Source organism: Mesorhizobium sp. B4-1-3, from assembly GCF_006439355.1.
GTDB lineage: Bacteria > Pseudomonadota > Alphaproteobacteria > Rhizobiales > Rhizobiaceae > Mesorhizobium.
The window spans coordinates 13,367-34,123 of record NZ_VFTG01000029.1; the positions used below are offsets into that span (position 1 = coordinate 13,367).

General features: G+C 64.3%; 14 protein-coding genes. 6 read left to right on the top strand and 8 right to left on the bottom strand.

The features are described 5' to 3' along the window. Positions 1–10: 10 nt before the first annotated feature. The 3 genes from tssM (FJW06_RS25690) to tagH form a co-directional block, all read right to left on the bottom strand. Positions 11–3,538 carry a type VI secretion system membrane subunit TssM gene (gene tssM, locus FJW06_RS25690; protein ID WP_181178563.1) on the bottom strand — a complete coding sequence of 1,176 codons (3,528 nt, stop codon included), beginning with the start codon at positions 3,536–3,538 and terminating at the stop codon, positions 11–13. Next, the gene (gene tssL / locus FJW06_RS25695; RefSeq protein ID WP_140755805.1) at positions 3,538–5,067 is read right to left on the bottom strand and encodes a type VI secretion system protein TssL, long form; all 1,530 of its coding nucleotides are present in this window, start codon (positions 5,065–5,067) and stop codon (positions 3,538–3,540) included. The genes tssM (FJW06_RS25690) and tssL (FJW06_RS25695) overlap by 1 nt, the downstream gene beginning before the upstream one ends. A gap of 400 nt (positions 5,068–5,467) precedes the next feature. Beyond that, positions 5,468–6,547 carry a type VI secretion system-associated FHA domain protein TagH gene (gene tagH / locus FJW06_RS25700; protein ID WP_140755807.1) on the bottom strand — a complete coding sequence of 360 codons (1,080 nt, stop codon included), beginning with the start codon at positions 6,545–6,547 and terminating at the stop codon, positions 5,468–5,470. Between the two features lie 308 nt (positions 6,548–6,855). On the opposite strand from tagH, the gene tssI reads away from it, so the two are divergent. From tssI to FJW06_RS25730, 6 genes are read left to right on the top strand one after another with little or no spacing between them, the layout of a single operon-like run. After that, on the top strand, positions 6,856–9,180 hold the full coding sequence (tssI, locus tag FJW06_RS25705; protein WP_140755809.1) for a type VI secretion system tip protein TssI/VgrG: 2,325 nt from the start codon (positions 6,856–6,858) through the stop codon (positions 9,178–9,180). A 10-nt stretch (positions 9,181–9,190) separates the two neighbouring features. Continuing rightward, positions 9,191–9,619 (top strand): DUF6484 domain-containing protein, encoded by a 429-nt coding sequence (locus FJW06_RS25710; protein WP_140755885.1) that lies wholly within the window; start codon positions 9,191–9,193, stop codon positions 9,617–9,619. 2 nt (positions 9,620–9,621) lie between these two features. Then, a complete protein-coding gene (locus FJW06_RS25715; RefSeq protein ID WP_140755887.1) occupies positions 9,622–10,692 on the top strand; it encodes a HEAT repeat domain-containing protein in 1,071 nt (356 codons plus the stop codon). Between the two features lie 4 nt (positions 10,693–10,696). Beyond that, positions 10,697–11,656, top strand: a complete 960-nt coding sequence (locus FJW06_RS25720; RefSeq protein ID WP_140755811.1) for a DUF4150 domain-containing protein — start codon at positions 10,697–10,699, stop codon at positions 11,654–11,656. A 10-nt stretch (positions 11,657–11,666) separates the two neighbouring features. Next, the gene (locus FJW06_RS25725; protein WP_140755813.1) at positions 11,667–12,215 is read left to right on the top strand and encodes an SMI1/KNR4 family protein; all 549 of its coding nucleotides are present in this window, start codon (positions 11,667–11,669) and stop codon (positions 12,213–12,215) included. After that, positions 12,199–13,203: a type VI immunity family protein gene (locus FJW06_RS25730; protein WP_140755815.1), complete on the top strand. Its 1,005-nt coding sequence runs from the start codon at positions 12,199–12,201 to the stop codon at positions 13,201–13,203. The genes FJW06_RS25725 and FJW06_RS25730 overlap by 17 nt, the downstream gene beginning before the upstream one ends. A 27-nt stretch (positions 13,204–13,230) precedes the next feature. Here FJW06_RS25730 and FJW06_RS25735 read toward each other — a convergent pair whose 3' ends face one another. The 5 genes from FJW06_RS25735 to tssL (FJW06_RS25755) are packed head-to-tail and all read right to left on the bottom strand — an operon-like array spanning position 13,231 to position 20,756. Continuing rightward, positions 13,231–14,274, bottom strand: coding sequence for a beta-ketoacyl synthase N-terminal-like domain-containing protein (locus FJW06_RS25735; RefSeq protein WP_140755817.1), 1,044 nt, complete (start codon positions 14,272–14,274; stop codon positions 13,231–13,233). Beyond that, on the bottom strand, positions 14,274–15,329 hold the full coding sequence (locus tag FJW06_RS25740) for a DUF2169 domain-containing protein (protein ID WP_140755819.1): 1,056 nt from the start codon (positions 15,327–15,329) through the stop codon (positions 14,274–14,276). The genes FJW06_RS25735 and FJW06_RS25740 overlap by 1 nt, the downstream gene beginning before the upstream one ends. Before the next feature lie 12 nt (positions 15,330–15,341). Further along, positions 15,342–15,911, bottom strand: coding sequence for a type VI secretion system-associated protein TagF (gene tagF, locus FJW06_RS25745; protein ID WP_181178568.1), 570 nt, complete (start codon positions 15,909–15,911; stop codon positions 15,342–15,344). Next, positions 15,893–19,429, bottom strand: a complete 3,537-nt coding sequence (gene tssM, locus FJW06_RS25750; RefSeq protein WP_140755821.1) for a type VI secretion system membrane subunit TssM — start codon at positions 19,427–19,429, stop codon at positions 15,893–15,895. The genes tagF and tssM (FJW06_RS25750) overlap by 19 nt, the downstream gene beginning before the upstream one ends. A gap of 1 nt (position 19,430) precedes the next feature. Then, the gene (gene tssL / locus FJW06_RS25755; protein ID WP_140755823.1) at positions 19,431–20,756 is read right to left on the bottom strand and encodes a type VI secretion system protein TssL, long form; all 1,326 of its coding nucleotides are present in this window, start codon (positions 20,754–20,756) and stop codon (positions 19,431–19,433) included. Position 20,757 lies beyond the last annotated feature (1 nt).

Consider the following 20,757-nt stretch of genomic DNA (forward strand, 5'->3'; position numbering starts at 1 on the left):
GCCGACCATCTCAGAACGCCTTCGGACAGCTGAAGCCGGACAAGGCCGGCAGCAGCAGGGGATTGGCGCCAGAGCCGACCTGGATGGTGTAGGCGACATCGCGTCCGCCGATCACGAAACGCGCCTCGGTGCTGGCGCCGTCGCCGGTGATGGTCGCCTTGTCGAAGAGCCGCTTCAGCGCCCACGGCCCTTCGAATTTGAGCGCGGACTCGCGTCCGGGCATTTCCGGCGCGAGGCTGAGGCTCGCCGATCCGGAAGCGGCGCCGCTCGGCCATGTCACGATGCTTGGCGCGTTGCCGGCTTGGGCGCTCTGGACCGTCTGCCCGTCGACATTGAGCACGGCGCTGTCGACTTCGCTGTTCACCGACGTGGGTGTGATGGTGATCGAGACCGAGGGCACCGAGCCGCCGGAAGGGAAAAAGGCGCTGCGGATTTCCGCCGCCGACTGGAATGTCTTCAAGGTCGATTTTGCAAGGTCCTTGCTGGAACGCGCGTCCTGCTTCCAGGTCCATTCCTGGCCGGTCATGTCGATCAGCGGCGCCAGGTTCTGCGCGAAGAAACGGTCCATCAGGCCGCCAGGCGCGAAAAGCTTGGTGAAATCCGCCATCGAGATCTCGTCTGTGCCGTCGCGGGTGAAAGGATAACGACCGTTGACCGCCGCTTCACAGGCGCGCGTCACCGTCTGGTCGAGGGTCTGGTTGAGGTTGGCTATGGAAGCCTCGGCGACATTGCCTTCGAGCTCGTCCGCCGCGGCATTGACCATGCGCGCCAGCGGCTTGGGCAGGCGCGAGACATTGGCTCGCAGCGTCGAGATCTGCAGTTGCAAATTGGCGTTGACGCGTTCGGTCTGCGTGGGGACGTCGGCCGCGAGCTTCAGGCTCTGGAAGATGTCGTGGAAGTTCTGCGTCAGCGCATCGAGTGGCCGGCGCCCGGGGTTGCCGCTGACCAATGCTTGGAACGAGCGGAACTGCGCCTCGACGCTCGCACCGGCATTCTGCGCGACGGCCGAACTCGCGCCGGCGCGGCTTTGCGACTTGCCCCCCGCAATCTGCAGGCCGATGCGGGCGAGGCCCTTGGCCATGTTGGCGGCGTCCTGCTGCGCCGTCGCGATATCGCCCTCGGCGGTGCTGTCCTTCGTCAGTGCGGTCTCATCGGCGATCGCGGTGAAGAGCTGGTCGAGAGGCGAGTCCGGCGCGGCGACGGCGGAAAGCGCCAGATATTGCGGCTTGTCGTTCAGCATCGCCTTGAGCTTCAGCTGGTCGAGCACACCGTTCCAGGCGGCGGCGAATTCCTTGCCGTAGCGATCGATAAGCTCGGGACCGAGCTTGGGCAGGTCCTGGCCGATGCCGCCCTGCTCGCCGCCGCCGCCGAGCACCCAGCGGTCGTCGACGAGCGTCTGCGCGATGCGCGAGAGCTGCGGCAGGAAGAAGCGATTGAACCCGGCGCGCGTGTAAAGGCCCGGGACTTCAAGATCGGCAAGCTCGCCGCCATCCGTGCGCTCGAACAGCAGCTGTGCTTCCGGACCGGCTTTCGCGGCGATCGAGAAATCCTGCAGCCCTGCCGCATAGACCGCCGACTTGATCTGCGCCGAGGCGCGGTCGGCGAGGCTCATGCGTCCGAGCGAGCGCTGCGCGGCCTCGACCAGCGGCTGGTTGAGCGCGAAGGTTGGATCATAGGCGTCGTCGAGCGAAAGCATGGCGCGCAGATGCTTTTCGAGCTGCGCTCGGCCTTCGCGGTTGTTCTGGCCGGGGTAGCGGTTCTCCTCCCAGTCCTGCTTCATCCACGAGACGATCAGCTCGTCGTCGACCTTCGGCGCCTTGCCGCCCAGCATCAGGTAGATCTTGAGCGGTTCGTAGAGCGCGATCGGATCGGCCATCTTGGCCTGGATCGTCCGCTCGGCCTGCACCAGCAGCCGCGAGCGGAAGGTCCGCTCCAGCGCCTGCCGGTAGGCGGTCTTGGAGGCCGACAGCAGCCTCTCGCGCTGGCTGAGCCCGAACGTCTCCTCGATAGGCTTTCCCTGATCGCCATTTTCGAAGCCTGCGGGCAGGTTGCGCAATTGGTCGAGCGGGCCGATGACGTTTTCGAGGTCGACGTCGGTCACCGTCGTGCTCTTCAGCAGGCTATCGGCGCTGTCGCGATAATGCGCCATGGCTTGCCTGGTGGAGGCGATCAGCTCTCTGTTGGCGAAGAAGCTGAGACCCAGCACGCCGAGCGCCGCCAAGGCCGCCAGCCCAATCGCCGCCAGGCCGCCGGATCTGGCAAGTCGGATGCGGCGTTCGGCCGCCCTGTCGAAGGAGACCCAGCCCGATTCCGGGAAGATCACATCGGTCAGCAGGTCATGCAGGAAGAAGCTCTTGCCGGCGCCGGAAAGATGCGCCTGCGAAGCGCTGCCGAAACTGCGGCTGATCGCGCCCAGCACCTGGTCGAAGGGCGTGCCTTCCTGGGTGCCCGACGAGAAATAGAGCCCGCGCAGGCTGACATTGACCTGGCTGCGCGAGGTGTCGAACAGGCTGCCGACAAACTGGGTTATCCGGCTCTTCAGCGCGCCGAACTGTGCCGGAAAACCGAACAGTGCGATCCGCGCCACGGGGTCGGCCTCTTCCTGCAGGCGGTCGGCGACTTCCTCGGCGAGCCGCTTGGCCAGTTCGTCGAATTCCGCCGGCGCTTCACCGGCCATGTTCTTGGTGCGGTCCGCGGTCTGGAATGTCGCGCCCCACACCTTGCGCCGGCGCGCCTCGTCGAAATCGCCGAAATAATCCATGAAGCCGGCGACGAGGTCGGCCTTGGTGAAGAGCAGATAGACCGGGAACTGGATCTTCAGCGTCTCGTGCAGCTCGCGCAGGCGGCTCCTGATCTCGGTGACATGCGCGTCGAGCTGGCGGTCGTCGAAGCCGACGAGATCCGAGAGGCTGATGGCGAGGATGACGCCGTTGATCGGCTGCCTGGTGCGGTGCTTCTTCAGCAGTCCCAGGAATGCCAGCCAGCTTGCCTTGTCACGCTCACGGTCCGACTCCTGCGTGGTATAGCGGCCGGCCGTGTCGATCAGCACCGCCTCGTCGGTGAACCACCAATCGCAGGATCGCGTGCCGCCGACGCCGGCCACCGGCTGCGCGCTGCCGGAGCCGGCAAGCGGGAATTTCAGCCCGGAATTGACCAGCGCCGTCGTCTTGCCGGCGCCGGGCGGGCCGATGATGATGTACCAGGGAATGTCATAGAGGAAGTTGCGCTTGCCGCTCGTCCGCTTCAGCGTCGCGATCGCTTCGCTCATGCGCGCTTCGAGCACCTGGGAATCGTCGTTGCGCTCGTCGCTGCGCGCGATGGCCGTTTCGAGCGCCTTCTGCGCCTTGCGCCGCTGCCAGAAGCGGATCCCGTAGAACAGAGCAAGCACCGCAACGGTGACGCCGATGATCGTGGCCCTGAGCCACACAGGCCCAAGCGGGCGCGTATCGGCGAAGCGGATCAGTGGCCCGGCGTACCAGACCGCCGCCGAGAAACCGGCAAGCGCGAGCACGCTGAAGATCCGCAGCAGCCAGCGCATCAGTCGCCGCCCTCCGCCGCGCCGGTCTGCAAGGTCGCCTGTTTCGGTATCATCACGTCGACGCGCCGGTTCTTGGCGCGGCCGTCGGCCGTGCCGTTATCGGCGATCGGTTCGTCCTCGCCCTTGCCGTCGGCACTGAGCCGTGACGGGTCCTTCAACTGCTTGGCCATCATCGCCTGGACGGCCTTGGCGCGAGCGACGGAAAGGTCGAAATTCGATTTGAACGTACTCGACTTCTTCGGCTTCACATTGTCGGTGTGGCCGACGATCCGGATCGGTCCGGACTCGGCATCGAGCACGGTGGCGATGTCGGCCGCGACCGGCTGGAACTGCGGCTTCAGTTCCGCTTGGCCGGACGGAAACAAAAGCTGGTTGTTGATCTCGACGACGATGAACGCGCCCTTTTCGCCGACGCTCAGTCCGCCGCTGGCGATCTCCTTGGCAAGTGCGGCCCGGATGCGGTCGATCTGGGCGGTATCCGGAGCCGCGGGCGGCGGCGGGCTGGGCGCCGGCTCAGTGGGCGCCGCCACGCTGGCGCGCTCGATGGTGACGGGAGTCGATGGATTGAGCGCCAGCAACTCTCCCGCGGTCGCGTCGCCTTCATCGGTGATCAGCACCCGCAACCCGAAAAAGGCCGCCGTCACCAGTGTCGCCGCGGCGGCCGCGACCGCCCAGAGCGGCAGCCGTGCCCTCGGCTTAGGCAGCGCCGCCGCCATGCCTTGCCAGTGCGGCGAGATGTCTTCGCCGGCGCGCGGCTTGAAGTAGCGCAGCGTGTCGTAGACGTCGCGCCGGACGCGTTCGAGCGTGTCCCGCTCCTTGGCCAGCCCGCGATACTGGCCCTCGAAGCCGAGCGACAGGCAGGCATGCATCAGCTCGAGCAGGTCATAGTGCGCTTCCGGCCTGGCGAGAATGTTGTTCAGCGCTTCGTAGAAGCCGGCGCCGGTCGGTTGGGTGTGGAAGAACCGCGCCACCAGACTGTGCTGAAGCCAGCTGTCCTTGCTCGGCCAGGGCAGATTGCCGATGAGATCGTCGGCGGTTTCGCAAAGCGCGAATTTGGCGATCCGTGCGTTCTCGTCGGCCACGCCTGCCCTCGCGATTGCAAGGTCGAAGGTCTCGATCGCGTCGGCGATATGCTCTGCCAAGGGCGCGGCTTGCCGGTCGACCGGCATCAGCCGCAATTGGCCGAGAAGCATCAGCAGCGGCGCGGAGGCGGCAAGGATCGGATTGGCGGCGGTGTATTTCACGCCTTCGGCGGCGTCGAGCAGGACGTCCTGCTGCACGCCCGGCGCCGCGTTCGCGGCTGCTCCCGGAGTTGGTCCTTGAAACAGCACGGTCCCGGACGACCAGCCGGTTGGCATCTGTCGGCCGCCGCCGGGGTCGAATACCGTCGCTTCGCGGGAAGGCGATGCGGCTGGCCGAACGCCTTCCAGGCCGGACCTCTCGGGGGCCGCAAGCGGTTTCTGCTTCGGCCGCGGCGCGCGGATGACGGTCTTGTCCGCCGGCCTGGAGGGATCGTCCTTCGAGCTCATCGGCGGCGCCCCGCCTTCTCGCTGCAACAGGCGTGTTTTCGGTCGGGGAAACGCGTTTTAGGCTGAGCCTCGGCGGCGGGCCGCATGGAAAGGCTCATCTCGCCGAAACATGACATTGCTGCACACGCCCCAAGCCTCGCCGCCTTGCCCGCCGGGCTGGCGTCCCTGTGCATTCTAGTCGCCCGGATACTCAATTGAAACGGGGCCGCCGATTGAAATCCGGAAGCAAACATGCTCGAAGAGGCGGCTTCTTCTATGAGACCCGTCACATACGGCGGACGCGGTCAGAGCAATTCCAGGAAAAGTGTGAGCGGTTTTCCGTCCGGAATTGCGTAAAAACAAGAAGATGGCGCATTTCACCGTTTCCGTGAAACGGTGAAATGCGCCAGTGCCCGTGCGGCTATTTCTGCTTGTCGGCCTTGGCGTAGGCTTCGGCGAAATAGGCGAGGAAGACATCCAGCATGCCGTTCTCATGCTTGTCTTCCATCGTCCGCCATATCGCGACGAGCGCATCCCAGGCCTGACTCTTCCTGGACGAGAAGGACGCCGGCGGGATCTTCTTGGCGATCGCTTCCGGCGACAGGTCGTCGAGCAGCCGCGACAGCGCGGCCTGCATGGCGGCATAGGTCGCGATCTCATGCGCCTTCAGGTCGCGGAACGCGTCCTCGACGCTGTGCCTGGCATCGAGATAGCCGGCCCTGCGCTTGGTGAACATGATCTCCAACATGTCGTCGGTGCCCGGCACGAATTTCAGCGGGTTGTTGTCCTCGGCGCCGATCATCGTGCGGTGCGCGGTCTTGGCGAGCACCTTTGCCGCCGCGCGCGCCTTGAGCAGCAGGGACAATTGCTCGACCGTGATCCTCAGCACAGCGCCGATCTCGGCCGCGACATCGTGCGGGTCGCGCGACTGCAGCAATTCAGGCGCGAGGCCGGCAGCCTTGGCGATCTCCCGCAATATCGCGTCCGCTTCCGCGGGCTGGTTGGCTGGCACTGCTGGGCCTGGCTGCAGCGCCGAGGATGTCGAGGCGGACGCCGCTCCGGTGGGGCGCTGTCCCGCCGGACTGAAGAACGGCTCTTGGCCGGAATCCAAGGGCCGGCCGGTCGATGGCGGCAGTTCGCGCTGCGTCGATCCGGTCCTGGTCTGCGGATGTCCGGTAGCGGCTCGTTCGTCTTCGATCGAAACGCCGACGACGTAGCGGCCGATCAGCAGCCGGTCGCCCTGGGCCAGCCGATGCGGCCCGCTCATCCGCTGGCTCGAACCGTTGATGAAAGTGCCGTTGCGCGAAAGATCGTAGAGCCAGAACGAACCCGCCTGGTAGCGGACCTCGCAGTGCCGGCCCGAAATGACCTTGTCCGGGTCCGACAGCGTCCAGTCGCAATTCTCGCGGCCGATCTCGAAACTGCGGTCGCGGGCGGCATAGCTGGCGGCGGTGCCGGCCGGCAGCCTGTCGACATTGCTGATCTGGAGCGAGATGAACATCCGGAAGCGTCGCCCAACTTGGTCAACAAATGCTTATTTTCCGCGCAATCCCAGGCGGAAACGCCAACGCAGCTTTCCTGGAATTGCTCTGGCATTCTAGCAGCTTGCGAGCGCGGCGGGAGAGCTGCGTTTCACACCAGCGCACGGAGCGGTTTAGCCACAGCTGTTATTTGGCCGCCGCCAAACATATGCTAGGCTGAAAAGCGGTCCGGTGCGGTGGGCGTGAAAAGTTCCCGAACGTGATGCGGTTAACATAGCGGGGGCTTCAATCCATCATACTGGCGGCCGCGTCCAGGAGGGGCACGACCATGCCGAACGAACGCGCCACGGTTGTGCAGACGCCGGCTGGCGCCGACCTGACCTTCACCCATCTCATCGGCCGCGATGAGATCAGCTGCTGTTTTGCCTATACGGTCGGCTTCGTCTCGAAGAACCGCGACATCGACCCGTTGAAGATGCTGGGCGGCGTCGTTTCGGTCGAGGGCGAATCCGATCCGAAGCGCTGGTTCAGCGGCCTCGTGTCGGATTTCAAACTGACCCGCATCGAGGACCGCCTGGCCTTCTACGAGGCGACCGTCAGGCCATGGCCCTGGTTTCTCGGCAACACCACCGATTGCCGCATCTTTCAGAACATGACGGCGGTGGAGATTGTCGAGAAGATATTCTCGAAATACGGCATCGCCAAATTCGAGAAGCGGCTGCAGGGGTCCTATCCCCAGCGCGAGTATTGCGTTCAGTACGACGAGAGCGATCTCGATTTCGTGCAGCGGCTGCTCGAGCACGAAGGCATCTTCTATTTCTTCGAGCATGACGAGGGCAAGCACACGCTCATCCTCTGCGACGCGATGAGCAAGCTGAAGCCGGCGCCCGGTTACGAGAAGGTGCTTTACAATTTCGAGGGCCAGGCCTCGCGGCGCGATGTCGAATACATCACCGAGTGGATACCTGGCAGCGCGGTGCGGCCGGGCGCCTATGCCCACACGGACTACGACTTCGAGAAGCCCGGCGCCGATCTGATGGCGAAATCCGCCCAGCCTTTCGGCCACAAGGAAGCCTCGGGCGAGAACTACCGCCAGCCCGGCGCCCATCTCGATGTCGGGCGCGGCGACAAGATCGCCGGGATCCGCCGCGAGGAGCTTCAGGCCGTGCACCAACACAGCACGGCGGTTGGCACGGTGCGCGGCCTTTTTTCCGGCTGCAAGTTCACGCTTGAAAGCTTTCCGCGCGACGACCAGAACCAGGATTATCTTGTGGTCAGCGCCGAGTACCGTTTGTTCGATCCGGGCTATCGGACGCAGAACGAGGCTCACAATGAGAATTTCAAGGTGGTGCTCGGCGTGGCACCCACCAAACTGCCTTACCGGCCGCCGCGCATCACGCCGCGGCCGATCATGCGCGGCCCGCAGACGGCGACCGTCGTCGGCCCTTCGGGCGAGGAGATCTTCACCGACAAATATGCCCGCGTGAAAGTGCAGTTCCACTGGGACCGGCTCGGCAATAAGGACCAGAACTCTTCCTGCTTCGTGCGCGTCTCGCAGACCTGGGCCGGCAGCAACTGGGGTTTCATCCAGATCCCGCGCATCGGCCAGGAGGTCATCGTCGATTTCATCGAAGGCGATCCGGACCTGCCGATCATCACCGGCCGCGTCTACAACGCTTCGCAGATGCCGCCCTATGGGCTGCCGGGCAACGCCACGCAATCCGGCTGGAAGTCGAATTCCTCGAAAGGCGGCAGCGGTTACAACGAGCTGATGTTCGAGGACAAGGCCGGCTCCGAGCTGGTCAACTTCCAGGCCCAGAAGGACCATCACCTGCTGATCAAGCACGACCGCAACAAGACGGTCCAGCACGATCAGTCCGACCGCATTGACCATGACGCCAAGCACTCCGTCGGCCACAACCTCGACGAGGACGTCGGCAACAACAAGACCGTCAAGATCGGCGTCGACCAAACCACCAACATCGGCTCGAACGACACCGAGACGGTGGGTGCGAACCGCTCGCTGACGGTGATGGCGAACGAGACGATCCATGTCGTCGCCAATTCGACCGAGAACATCGACGCCAATCATTCGCAGACGGTGGGGCTGAACCAGACGGTCACGGTGGGTGTCGCGCGCGTGGATACGGTGGGCGCGGCGGAAGCGAGAACCGTGGGCGCCTCGCAGACGAACACGATTGGTGCGACGCGGTCGGTGAGCGTAGGGATCAATCAAAGCCACAGCATTGGCGCCGCGGATAGTTGGGACATCGGCGCGGCGCAGACCGTCAATGTCGGCGCGGATCAAAGTGTTACGGTCGGAAGCGCGCAGACTTTCAGTATCGGCGCGGCGCGCAGCGCCAGTGTCGGAGCAGATGATTCGACGAATGTCGGAGGTGCTCATTCATTGGGCATCGCCAAAGGCAGCTCCATCAGCGTCGGCGAGGACAGCTCGATCAATGTTGGCAAGAAACTGGTGATCAATGCCGGCGACGAGATCCTGATCCAGACCGGATCGGCGAAGATCATGATGAAGAAGGACGGCTCGATCGGAATCGAGGGCAAGGACATCTCGATCAAGGGATCGGGCAAGATCACCATCAAGGCGTCCAGCGATGTGGTCATCAAGGGTTCGACCATCAGCGAAAATTGAGGGGACGACGATGAGCGAGGTTCGCGAACGCATCGATGGTGTGGTGATCGGCATCTTCCTCGGTTTCGACGATGCCGCTTCGCCGCTGGTGGTGTTCCCCGGCAACCCGGAAGAAGCCGCCTTGCCTGCGCGCAGCCTGACCCAATTGACGGCGGATATGATCGGTCAAGAGGTTGCCTTGCTGTTTCAGGAAGGCAATGCGATGAAGCCGCTGATCGTCGGCCGCATCGTCGAGCCGGCGCGCAAGACCACCGCGCCGCAAATCCTGCGCGACGGCGAGCGTGTTCGCATCATTGGCGAAGAGCGCATTGAACTGCGCTGCGGCAAGGCTGCGATCCTCATGGAAAAGGATGGCCGCATCACCATTCGCGGCACCTACGTCACCAGTCATGCAAGTGCCGCCAACCGCATCCGTGGCGGATCTATCGACCTCAATTGACGATGGCCGCAACCCGCAAACAAGCCGGCAAAGGCGCGCCCCAACGGCCGATCGTAGCCGGCATCGTCAGGCAGCACGCCGAACAGGCTGCGTTCCTCTGGGCGCAACGCGACACGCTGATGCAGGCCGATCCGCCGGATCTTGCCGTCGTCGCGGGCGTCGACAGTCGCCTGGAAGCCAATCTCGATGGTCTGCGCATCGCCGGTTCCGCGGCTTGGCCGCTCGTCGTCGCCGCTTATGAGGACTTCCCGGAAAAGGGCGAACTGTTCCTCTACGCCTGGTTGGCGATCGAGCAGAGCGATGGCCGCCGTCTGGACGAGGCTGTCGAGCTCGGCCGTAAGGGCGAGGACGACGCACGCGGGCTGATTGGCGCGCTGGCCTGGCACAGACCACAGGCAATCGCCGCCAAGGTGCGCGACTGGATCGGCGCCCAGGACGCGTTCAAGCGCTTTCTCGGTGTTTCGGCTTGCCTTGGGCACGGTGTCGATCCCAGAGAGATGCTGTCGCGGCTCGTGCGCGATCCCGATGCGCGCGTCCGCGCCGCCAGCCTCCGTCTGGCCGGCAAGATGCGGCGAACCGATCTGGTCGAGGAATTGCGCGCAGGTCTTGAGGATGGCCAGGAGCAGCCCCGGTTCTGGGCCGCTTGGGCTTTGACAGAACTTGGTTCCGGCGATCTGGCCAGTGCCGAGCTGCGCAAGGTTGCGGTTGGTGGAGGTCCTGACGCCATGGCGGCGCTGCGGGCCGCGGTCAAGGCAGCGCCCGATAAGGATGTGAGGGCCTGGATGGGGGGGCTGCTGAAATCGCCCGAGACGGCAGCGGTGGCGGTGCGGGGCGCCGGCATGTTGGGAGACCGCACCTTGCTGCATTGGCTGGTCCACCAGATGCGCGCGCCGGCTCTGGCCGTGTCGGCGGGGGCCGCATTTCTTGAGCTGTTTCCGCAAGCGCGGTCTGAGGACAAGCTGTTCTCCGTCGAGCCGGAAGTGTTGGGCGATGCATTCGCAACGCATTTCGACGACAGCCCGCCCTATCTGCCGGTGGCCGAACGGGTGAAGGAATGGGCAAAAGGGTTGTAAGGCGATGCCATCACACATCTCCGTCAACAATCTCGGCCTGACCTACAAAGGAACTGTCGGGCTGTCGATGGCGACGATACCGGACGTCTGCAAGACGCCTAGTCCGGGTGGACCGGTTCCGCTTCCTTACCCCAATATCGCCGAACAGTCGTCGCTCTCCGACGGCACGACGACGGTCTTCGCCAAGGGCAAGATGATTGCCATCAAGGGGTCCCACTACAGCCGCAGCAATGGCGACGAACCCGGTACCGTCGGCGGCGTGAAGTCCAACGTCAACATGAAGGCGACGGACTGGATCACCTATTCCTTCGACGTGAAGATGGACGGCCAGAATGCCTGCCGTCATACCGACAAGAAGTTCCACAACGACAAGAACACGGTCGATCTCGGCGGCAATATCGACCCGCGCAGCAAGACCGAAGGCACGGTATTGGTGATCCTGTGCGATGGCGCGCCGAAAGGAAAAACGAAATCCGGGCGGCCGCGCAAGGAGTACGACAAGTGCGAGCTCGAAGAGATTTGCGCCAAGATCAAGGCATACAATGACGCGTTGAAAGGCAGAAAGAGCTCGGAGTTCACTGAGGTCAAGCAGGCTGGCAAGAGATATGGGTCCGATGGCGCCGGCACGAGAAACTCAGGCAACAACGTCTGCAAGTCGATCAAGCGCTACGCCAGACTGGGTAAGGGCCCGGGCGGCGAAGGCAAGCCCGAGGACATGGGCTTCCACGACGTTTCGCCCGGCTGCAAGAAGAAGCTGAAGGAAAAGGCCGAAAGCACCCGGCCGAAATATAGGCTGTTCAGTCCGGACCATGTCCAGGAAATCCAGCACAACGGCCACCCGACACGCGGTTCCAATCTGCGCTGGATGTCGCGCCGGCCGAACAAATGGATCGGCGGCGCGATGAGCGATTTGAAAACGAGCGGTCCCGACCAGCATACCGGAGTGCGAGGAGACTGCTGTTGATGGAGCCATTATGCTGAACGAGAAAAAGCGCGCGGAACTTGTGGCCGCGCTTCTGGAGGCCAAGCGCGAACTCGACAGGCTGACGCTTGATGAGGACATGACCGAGCCGCCGGCAAGGCCGGCAACGGAAAACGACATTGCGCGCTTCGAGAAGAAGTGCGGTTTTCCCCTCGAGCCTTCCTATCGCGCATTCCTCTTGATGCACGACGGCTGGACCGACTTCGACGGCGATGCCGCTATTTTGGGGACCAGGGGAAGCCGCGAGAACTGGTTCGAGGAAACGCTTGAAATGGTCTGGGAGGTCTTTGAGGACTTTGGCGACGAGAACCCGGCGGAAGACGCAATCGCTGTCGTGCTGGGCGAGGACACCAACAACTATCTCTTCATGTGGCCGCCGGCATTAGGTGGGCAGGCGACGTTCAAGGAGTATGAGAATGGTAAGCTGACGCGCGAATATCGCGATTTCGACGAATACCTCACCGAGTTCCTTGAGTCGCTGAGGCACTCCATTGACGTCGAGCGCGAAGGGGCGGATACCGACGATGAAGACAGTCAGTGATCCCGGAAAACCTTTGCCGGGGTTTCCCGACGCGCTTCTGAAATCGACTATCGTCGACGACGCGCCCCTCAACAAGCTTCTGTTTGAGGTGGTGATCTATCCAAAAAGACTGACAGTTGACGAGTTCGACTGGATTCTCGATCTCTACCGCGCGGTGTGTCCTAAGGACCGCATCAGGCTGTTCAAGATCGCCGAACTGCCATTCTGGTCGCAGGTGGCGGATCCGATCCTGACGCAATCGGCGCGCGCGGTCGGGCGCGCGCCATACAGCTTCTTCGAGGCGGCGCGAAAGCGCATAAGCGCGGGCCGATCCGTCGAGGCACAGCTCTGGGATGGTTGCGAGATTGACGATGCGCAGGGAACATTCAACCTGAACATCGAGGCGCTCAAGCGAAGGAAGCAGGGGCTGGCCTGGTATGTCCGCTTTCTCTTTCCTCTCGATTTTGCGACCGGGCAATTGGCCAGGCTGCTGCGGACACTGGTGGATCGGATAGACGTCTTTTCCGGGCATGGTGGGCCGGTCTTCGCCTTTGCAAGAGACAAGAAGGACGAGGCTTTCACCGAAATCTATGCCAAGGCGCGGCGCTTCTGGGGCATCGATATCGACATGCTCGATCTCACGCCCTTCAGGATGCGAAGCGAGTTGAAATCGCCGTGTTGGCTGAATGCGCTGGGCTCCCCCTTCAGGGACGATCCCGATGTCGCAGCGCGCACTAAAGACCTACGCGCCGATCCCGATGTAACAGTGTTTGACCAGCGGCACGCCACCGTATTCGTGCTAGGTGCCGAGCCGGATGCGCTCGACCGCAACCGGCTCACCAAAAAGGTGCTTGTCTACCAGCGCATGGCAGAGGTGATGGACGGAAACATCCTGGACGTCATCGGTCCGCTGGCCGGCGACGGCTTCATATCCAATGCGGGCGCCACCGACGCATGGCTGCACCGCTTTTCACCGGCATCGAACTGGATGGCGGTGCCTAACGTTTAGTAGTCACCGCGACGTCCCATAGTCAGTTCAGGGCGAGCCGAGCAGGATCGCCGAACGGGCACCATTTTCCGAACTTGCCCAGATCAGCGACAAAGGCCCTTTCTGATAGCTACGGGCTTGCGCCTCGGTGACGAGGCTTACGAAGAGCGGGCCGGAGGCCGCGCCGACATCGCCCCAGCAGTCAGCTGGGGTTTCGAAATCGGCGGCGTTCCTGAAGCGGCCCGGATTGCGAATGACGGCAAAACCGTATTCGTTTCCGCGATAGCGTTCGCCATTCATGTCGCAGATGATGCGGTCGACCAGGTCGGCTGGCGCATCCTCGAACAGAGTCCTGAAGGCCGCTCCCAGGCCTTCGCCAAGCACTACCGTTTCAGTCTTGATCCGGCTGTCTTCGCTGGCGGTCGATGCCGCCACGATCTCCAGTTGTGGCTGCAAGCCATTGGCGCGGGCGTTGGCCAATGTGGTCAACAGACAGAAGCCCGCCGCCTCGCCCGGGCAGAAGCCGTAGATATTACCTTCGGAATGCAACCGTTCGGTTTCGTCCAGCCATTCGAGGGTTTCCGGCTCCAGATAGGTGTCGACCCCTCCTGCGAGGCAAAACTTGGCCTTGCCGTCGCGCAGCAGCTTGCAGCTGTGATAGATCGCGAGCAGGCCACCGGCATGCCCGCCCGCGGTAGAGCCGCCGCCTTCCAGGATCACATGTTGCGAAAGCCGCTTGCGCAGCTTGGAATTGACCTGAACGGCGAATCCCTGCGGTTGGCCGGGGCGAGATTCTCCGGTCGAGAGGATCAGCGACACTTCCGTCGATGGCACTGCCGCCAGCAACGGCTGCAGCGCATCCATCGCCGGCGCAAAGGCGATTTCAACGGCGCGGTCCGGCCCGTTGAGCATTATGTCGATGCCGCTGTCTCTCGTCACCTTCATCAATTCGCCGAACCGGTCGACCATGTAAGGGTGGTCCTGGATGGCCGAAAGGCCGGCCCGCACTGCCGCCGCGCTTGATGCCGCGTCGAAGCCGAGGGGCGTGCGCGCGCCGACGCCGACCACCACGATGGTTTGCCCCTTAGCCATCAGAAATCGTCCACCAGCCACACACCGGTGGCAGCGACAGTCGGCGATACACCGCTCCGCCGTTTGATCCGCACCGTCGTGTTCTTCAAACGCTCTTCGTCAAAGGGCACCGGCAGCGTCGACATCCAGGTGATCGAAAATTGCCTGAGATCCGGGTTGATGCGCAAAGTGTGGATAGTCGCCTCACCATGTCTTCGATCCGGCCGGCCGTAGAACTCGGTGGTGATGACGAAGGTCACACGCGGCAGCAGGAACTGCCAGAAGCCGTCTGTCGTGAAGTTGCCGAGACGCACGTCTTCGTAACCGATGAGCGGAGCTTTCGTTTGCTGATCTTCAGGCGCGCATTGGTAGTAGCGACGGTCGAAATCAAGCGGCAAGAGCGGGTCACGCGTCTTTGCCCATGCATCGCCATAGGTGCCCGCATGTTTCGCTCGCGGCTGCCAGTGCCGTGCCACCGGCCCGAAGGCAGCCGGCTTGCCGCTGCGATGATCGCGATAGGGCGCATCCGGATATTCGAAGTTCGGCGCCATCTTGCCGACAAGCCTTTGCGGATTGGCGCTAAAGCCGGTGCCGAGCGGATTGCGCTCGTCCCAGTCCGGCTTCGACGCCTCCATATCCGTGCCGCCATAGGTCCGCCGCCAACTGATCGGCATTTCGGAGAACGCCTGTGGCCGGGTCGTGCGAACCGAAACCGGGCCAGGCACGAAGACACGGTCGCCAATGACCCTGACGGCCTTGTCGAGGTCGCCGACCTTGATACGCGCGATCACTTCTGGGTTAGGCTGGCCTTCAGGCGCGCGGATATGCCCCTCGATGAGCACGTCGGTGTGCTTCTTCTCGATGTTGAAATCGCTTTCGTCCAGGAGCTCATTGGCATCCGCACCAAAAAGCGGAGCCTTGGTCACCGGCGTCTGGTTTTTCAACAATGTCTGCTTGCCGTCCGGATCGATTTCGAACGAGCCCTTGATCGCTACCAGCCAGACCTCATGGCCGCGCTCATCGCGGGTCCAGTTGCGTTCCACGGCGAACGGCGTGTGGTTCGACAAAAGCCACATTGGTCATCTTCCTCAATCGACAGAGGCTGACGGTATGACAGGCGCGGCCTCCCAACTCGCGGCGAAGATCTGCTCGAGCGTCGGCTGCGGCGCTTGCGGATCGACATCGAAAATGTCCGTATGCGCCGTCCACATCACGAGGTCGACGATGATATCTCCATCCCCATCGACAGGTGGCGCAGGCAGCGCTGTCAGGGCGGCGTCCAGCTCATCGGGCACCAACTCCCCGCGCTGCGCGGCGAAGGCTGCGTTCTCAACGCCGTCGAACCAGGCATCGGAATAGGCCAGCTTCAGCGGCGCCTCAGAAAGGCGGGCGACGACGCTCAGCGGGAACCGCCGGCCGACCCGGTCGGCGCTTTGCAGCACGATGCCCGCCGAGGCGCCGAACGAAGCGGGGCCGCTAAGGAACCGCAAGGCGGTATCTGCCGGCCAGGCCTCCGCCCCGAACAATGGCACGATATGCTGCGCCAGCCAGCGGTCCCACACGCGCACGAAATCGCCCGGCAGCCGCCGCGTCACGAAATCGCCGGCGGCGGGCATCTTACCGTAGAAGCCGGGCAGGATCAGATCTGCGGCGGACATGTGAACTTCTTGAACATTTCGAGCGTGTAGGGGTTCTCGACGCTGGCCGCCTTGAGCTCGAAATCGGCCCACATCCCCTTGGTGCCGAGCCGCAGGCTGTAGACGTCGGTGAGCTTGGTCGCGTTGAAACGGCCGCCGCGCAGCATCCTCAGCCATGCCCAGCTGCCGGTCTCGTTGAGCATCACTTCGGGCGAGCCGTCGACCGGCTGGAAGGCGAGCGATATCACGCCGGTGCCGTCCTTGCCCGGCCATGTCATCGGCTGCGGCCTGGTCGCGTTGTTGTAATAGACGAGGTTCTGGCCATCGAGGTTGAGCGTCACCCGCGCCACATTGGGCGACAGGTCCTTCGGCTCCAGGGTAAAATTCATCACCGGTCCGGTGCCGCCGGGGAACAGGTCGTCGCGGATATGCCTTGCCTGCTCGAACGCCGCCAGCGCCGCCGGATCGAGGCCGAAATCGGCGCGCCATTTCCATGGCTCGCTGGCGGTGTCGACATAGTTGATCAAATGGTCGTTGGTGAAGGCATCGATCAGCCCGGTCGGCCCGAACAGGCGCTGGAAGTCGCGCACATTGACGTCGACCGCGCTGTCCGGGCTGAACGGATAGCGGTTGTTTAGCGCAGCCTGGCAGAAGGGCAGGATATCAGCGCGCCAGATGGCGTTGAGCTCGTTGGTGACGGCCTTCTGCGACAGGCCGCTTGTGTCGCCGGCAATGCCGCCCAGCCAGTCGTTGATCGGCGAAGGCAGGATCTGCGCTTGCCTCGCGACCGCGCCCGTCAGTTCGGCCAGGCCGCCCTGCTTCTTGATGGCGTCCTGCGGATCGGGATTGGCGGTGACCGTCTGCAGCACATTGGACAGCGCCGTCAGCGCCACGACGGCGGCGTCGAGCGCCGGCGGCTGGCCGTCGACCTGGGCGATCGTGCCCTTGAGCGGCTTGAAATGCTCGGCCACCAGGCTGCCGGTCATGTCGACCTGGTCGGCCGAGCCCGCGCGCGGCAGCAATTTCGCTCCCGTCTTCACCACCTTGCCCAATTTGCCGAGCTTGCTCAAAAGCTTCGAGCCAGTGTTGGCGGCGTTCTTGTCGTTGGCCGCCGCGTCGTCGGAGCGGGTCAGGTCGGTCTCCTGCACCACCGCGGTGAGCAGGCGCTTCAGCGCGGAGTCGGCGCTGGAAAGATCCTTGAGGTTCTCGCTGGCGACGTTGAGATCGGTCAGCGGCGCCAGCCGCATGTCGCGCAGGAAACTATCCCACTGCGCGATATAGTCGTCGTAATAGAGCTTCAATATGTCTTCCGACAGCGCCGAGACCGACGTCTCCGAATTCTCCGAACAGCCGCCGGCAAACACGGCGCGGTCGAGCGCCGCCTGTCCGGCGACATCCTCGACCCGGTCGAGGATCGCGTCGTGGAAGCCGGCATAGGTGTAGGGGCCCGGAACGCCGACGCGCAGCGTCTTGTCGGAGCGGCGCGCGAACACCTTGGCGCCGTTCGGTCCGGCGAAATTCGCCGGCACCCATTCCTTGACCGCCGCCACTTCCGGGTCGGCCAGCAACTGCTTGTAGGCGCGCTCGGGCAGCGAGATCGTGCACACCGTCTTCAGCGCCTCGGCGACCAGCTCCTTGTCCGGCGCGATGTAGCTGTCGTCGACCGCCATGCGGCGGATTGCGGCAAGCTGATGCTCTTCGGCGTCCGCGGTCGGGAAGGGCGCGGCCGGCGCGAACTGCGGCAGGCTGTTCACCCACCAGTTCTGCACGAAATCGGTGTCCATCTGTGACAGGCCGGTCATCATCCGGTAGGTCTTCAGCGCGCCGAGCATGAAATCCGGATCGCGGATCTGCCGCCACATCGTGGCCTCCAACAGCGCGACCATATGCGGCTCGAGCACGTTGCGCAGGGCGTGGTCATACGTATCGGTCTGCGCGCGCACCAGTTCCGCCGAAGCGGTCGGGCCGAGCAGGTTGTGGATCGCGTCCGGCGGCGTGGTGCGGGCCGCCGCCACCGCATCCATCGCCGCCAGCGCGCCGTCCATGGTCGGCTGCTCGACGGCGGCCGGCATGGCGGCGACGTCGGTCAGCGGCTGCTGCAGCGCCTCGAACTGGCCGGCCTGCTCGGTGATTGCATTGCGGTTGTCGAGATAGGACCAGGTGAACAGTCCGCCGGCGAGCAGGGCCGCGAGAGCGCAGGCGGCCGCCGCCCCTCGCCAGATCCAGGCGCGGCGACGCTGCGCCAGCGGATCGAATGTGCCGAGGCCGGCTTCCTTGAAAATGACTTCGGTCAGGAGGTTGCGCAGGAAGAAGCTGCGCTTCTCGACACGCGCCGCCGGCATGGCGCGGCGCGGCGGCAGCCCGAAGGATGAGGACAGCGCCGCCGTCAGCCGGTCGATCGGCGCGCCTTCCTGCGTCGCCGAGGTCAGATAAAGGCCGCGCAGCCAGGCGGCTTCCTCGTAGCGGCTTTCGCCGAACATCGCCTCGACCAGCACCTGGATCGGCTCCGACAGGCTGGCAAGCTGCGCCGGGAAGCGAAAGATTTCGGCGCGCTGGCCAAGCTTGTCCTCGTCCTCCAGCCGCGGCACCAGTCGCCGCTCCAGCTCGGCGGCAAGCCTGGCGAGTTCCGTCTGGATCGTTCCGGCGCTGATGCGGGCGTCGAGCGGGAAAGTGGTTCCCCACACCTGCTCGCGTGCCGTCGTCGACAAGCCGCCGAAATAGGGCTCGAAGCCTTTGATCAGGTCGGCCTTGGTCAGCATCAGGTAGACCGGCAGGCGAATCTCGAGCCGATCGTTCAGCTCCGCCAGCCGGCGGCGGATTTTCCGGCCATGCGCCTTGATCGCCTCGTCGCCTTCCGACAGCGCGTCGATCGACAGCGCGACGATGACGCCGTTGAGCGCGCGCCGGCCCCGGTGCTTCTTCAAAAGGTCTAGGAAACCCAACCACTCCGCCGCGTCGACATCCGGCTGGCTTTCCTGCTGGACGTAGCGGCCCGCGGTGTCGATCAGCACCGCGTTCTCGGAGAAGAACCAGTCGCAGTTGCGCGTGCCGCCGACACCTTGCAGGTCGTCGGTCAGGTCGATCGGGAAATTGAGGCCCGACTGACGCAGTGCCGTGGTCTTTCCGGTGGCCGGTGGCCCGACGATCACATACCAGGGCATCTCGCGCAGGAATTTCCGGCCGCCGAGCTTGCGGCGCTTCAGCTCGGCCATCACCTCGCCGAACTTGGCGCCGACAGCCGCGACGCTCTCCTCGCCGGGCGTAAGCTGCTTTTCCTGAACAGGCGCCGCGATCTCGGCGACGAACATGCGATTGGCGCGGATCGCCCGGCGCTGCGCGATGATCAGCCAGATCAGCCACAGGATGATCAGCCCGGCGATGATGGCGATGCGCACATTGTCGGACTCGAACGGCGCATAAGGGCCGACCTGCACGATCGGGCCGAACACCCAGATCAGCAGCGAGAGCAGCACGATGCCGATCAGCGTCCACAGGAAACGCGAGGTGATGACAGCCCAGAGGAAGCGCAGGATGAACATCTCAGAGCCTCTTCTCGACCAGAACCTCGACGCGCCGGTTGAGCGCGCGGCCTTCGCGCGTCGAGTTGTCGGCCACCGGATCGGTTTCGGCGCGCCCCTCGGAGGAGATGCTCTCCTGCGGCACGCCGGCTTGCACCAGAAGCTTGGCTATGGTTTCGGCGCGCGCTTCCGATAGGCGCTGATTGCTGGCAAGCGGGTTGGACTTTTGCAGCCGCACATTGTCGGTATGACCGACGACGGTGATTTTTCCGATCAGCTCCTTGTTGTCCAGGATCACCTTGGCGATCGCTGCGATCAGCGGTTCATAGCCTTCCGTCAGCGTCGGCCGAGAGGACTGGAAGAGCTCAGGATTTGAGGACTGGATGACCAGCCTGGCCAGCGAGACGCTCTCGGTGCCGCTGAGCGCTCCTTTGAGGTTGTCCGGCGCTTCGGCCTTGAACTCCGGCAGCAGCGCGAAGTCGACCGGCTGCGGCTCGGGCGCGGGTGTATCCTGCTTGGGCGCGGCGCGGGTAATGTCGCCGCGCGAGGCCGGCGGCAGCGTGCGCACCAGCGCGGAGAGCTCGACCGCTTGGCTGCTCAGGCCCGTCGACAGGCCGATATAGACGGCCGCGGCCACGACGACCGCGGCAAGCGCCATCACCCAGATCGGCACGATGAAGCGCTGCGGTTCGTCGGAAGCGATCACGCCCTTCCAGTTCGGCGACAACGGTGCATCCTCGGCGTCGGCATTGCGCAGGAAGCGCGCCGCCGCCACGCGCACAGCGTTGAGCGAACGGTCGCCGGCGCGGCCGGGCACTCGGTATTTGCCGCGGAAACCGAGCGCCAGGCAGTAATATTGCAGCTCCAGCATCTCGCGGTCGCGGTTGGGATGCCGCTCCAGCTCGTCGAGGCGGGTGAAGAACTGGGTGCCGGCATCAACGTCGCCGCGCAGCATGACCACAAGCGGCTGGCGCGGCCAGGCGCTGGCGCCGCCCCATGGCGTGTTGAGCGCGAGATCGTCGAGCAGCGCCGCCACGGCCCATGCGGCCTGGTCTGCGCGCTCCAGCGAGGAGCCCGCTGCCACCGCCGCGTCGCGCGCCCGCACCAGCTCGTCGAGCAGGCGCGTGCGCATCCCTTCCGGGTTCTCCGGCGCCAGCGCGCTCTCGAGCTCGGGCGCGAATTCGAGCAGCGGCGCGAACATGTTGATGAGCGTATTGGGATGGGAACGCGCTCGCTTGACCGGCGCGCCCGGCGCCAGCGGCGCCATTGGCCGGGGCGCCGCACCGGTCAGCCGGATGCGTGTGCGCTCGCGATCCTCCGACAGTCCGAAAGGATCATCCCGGCTCATG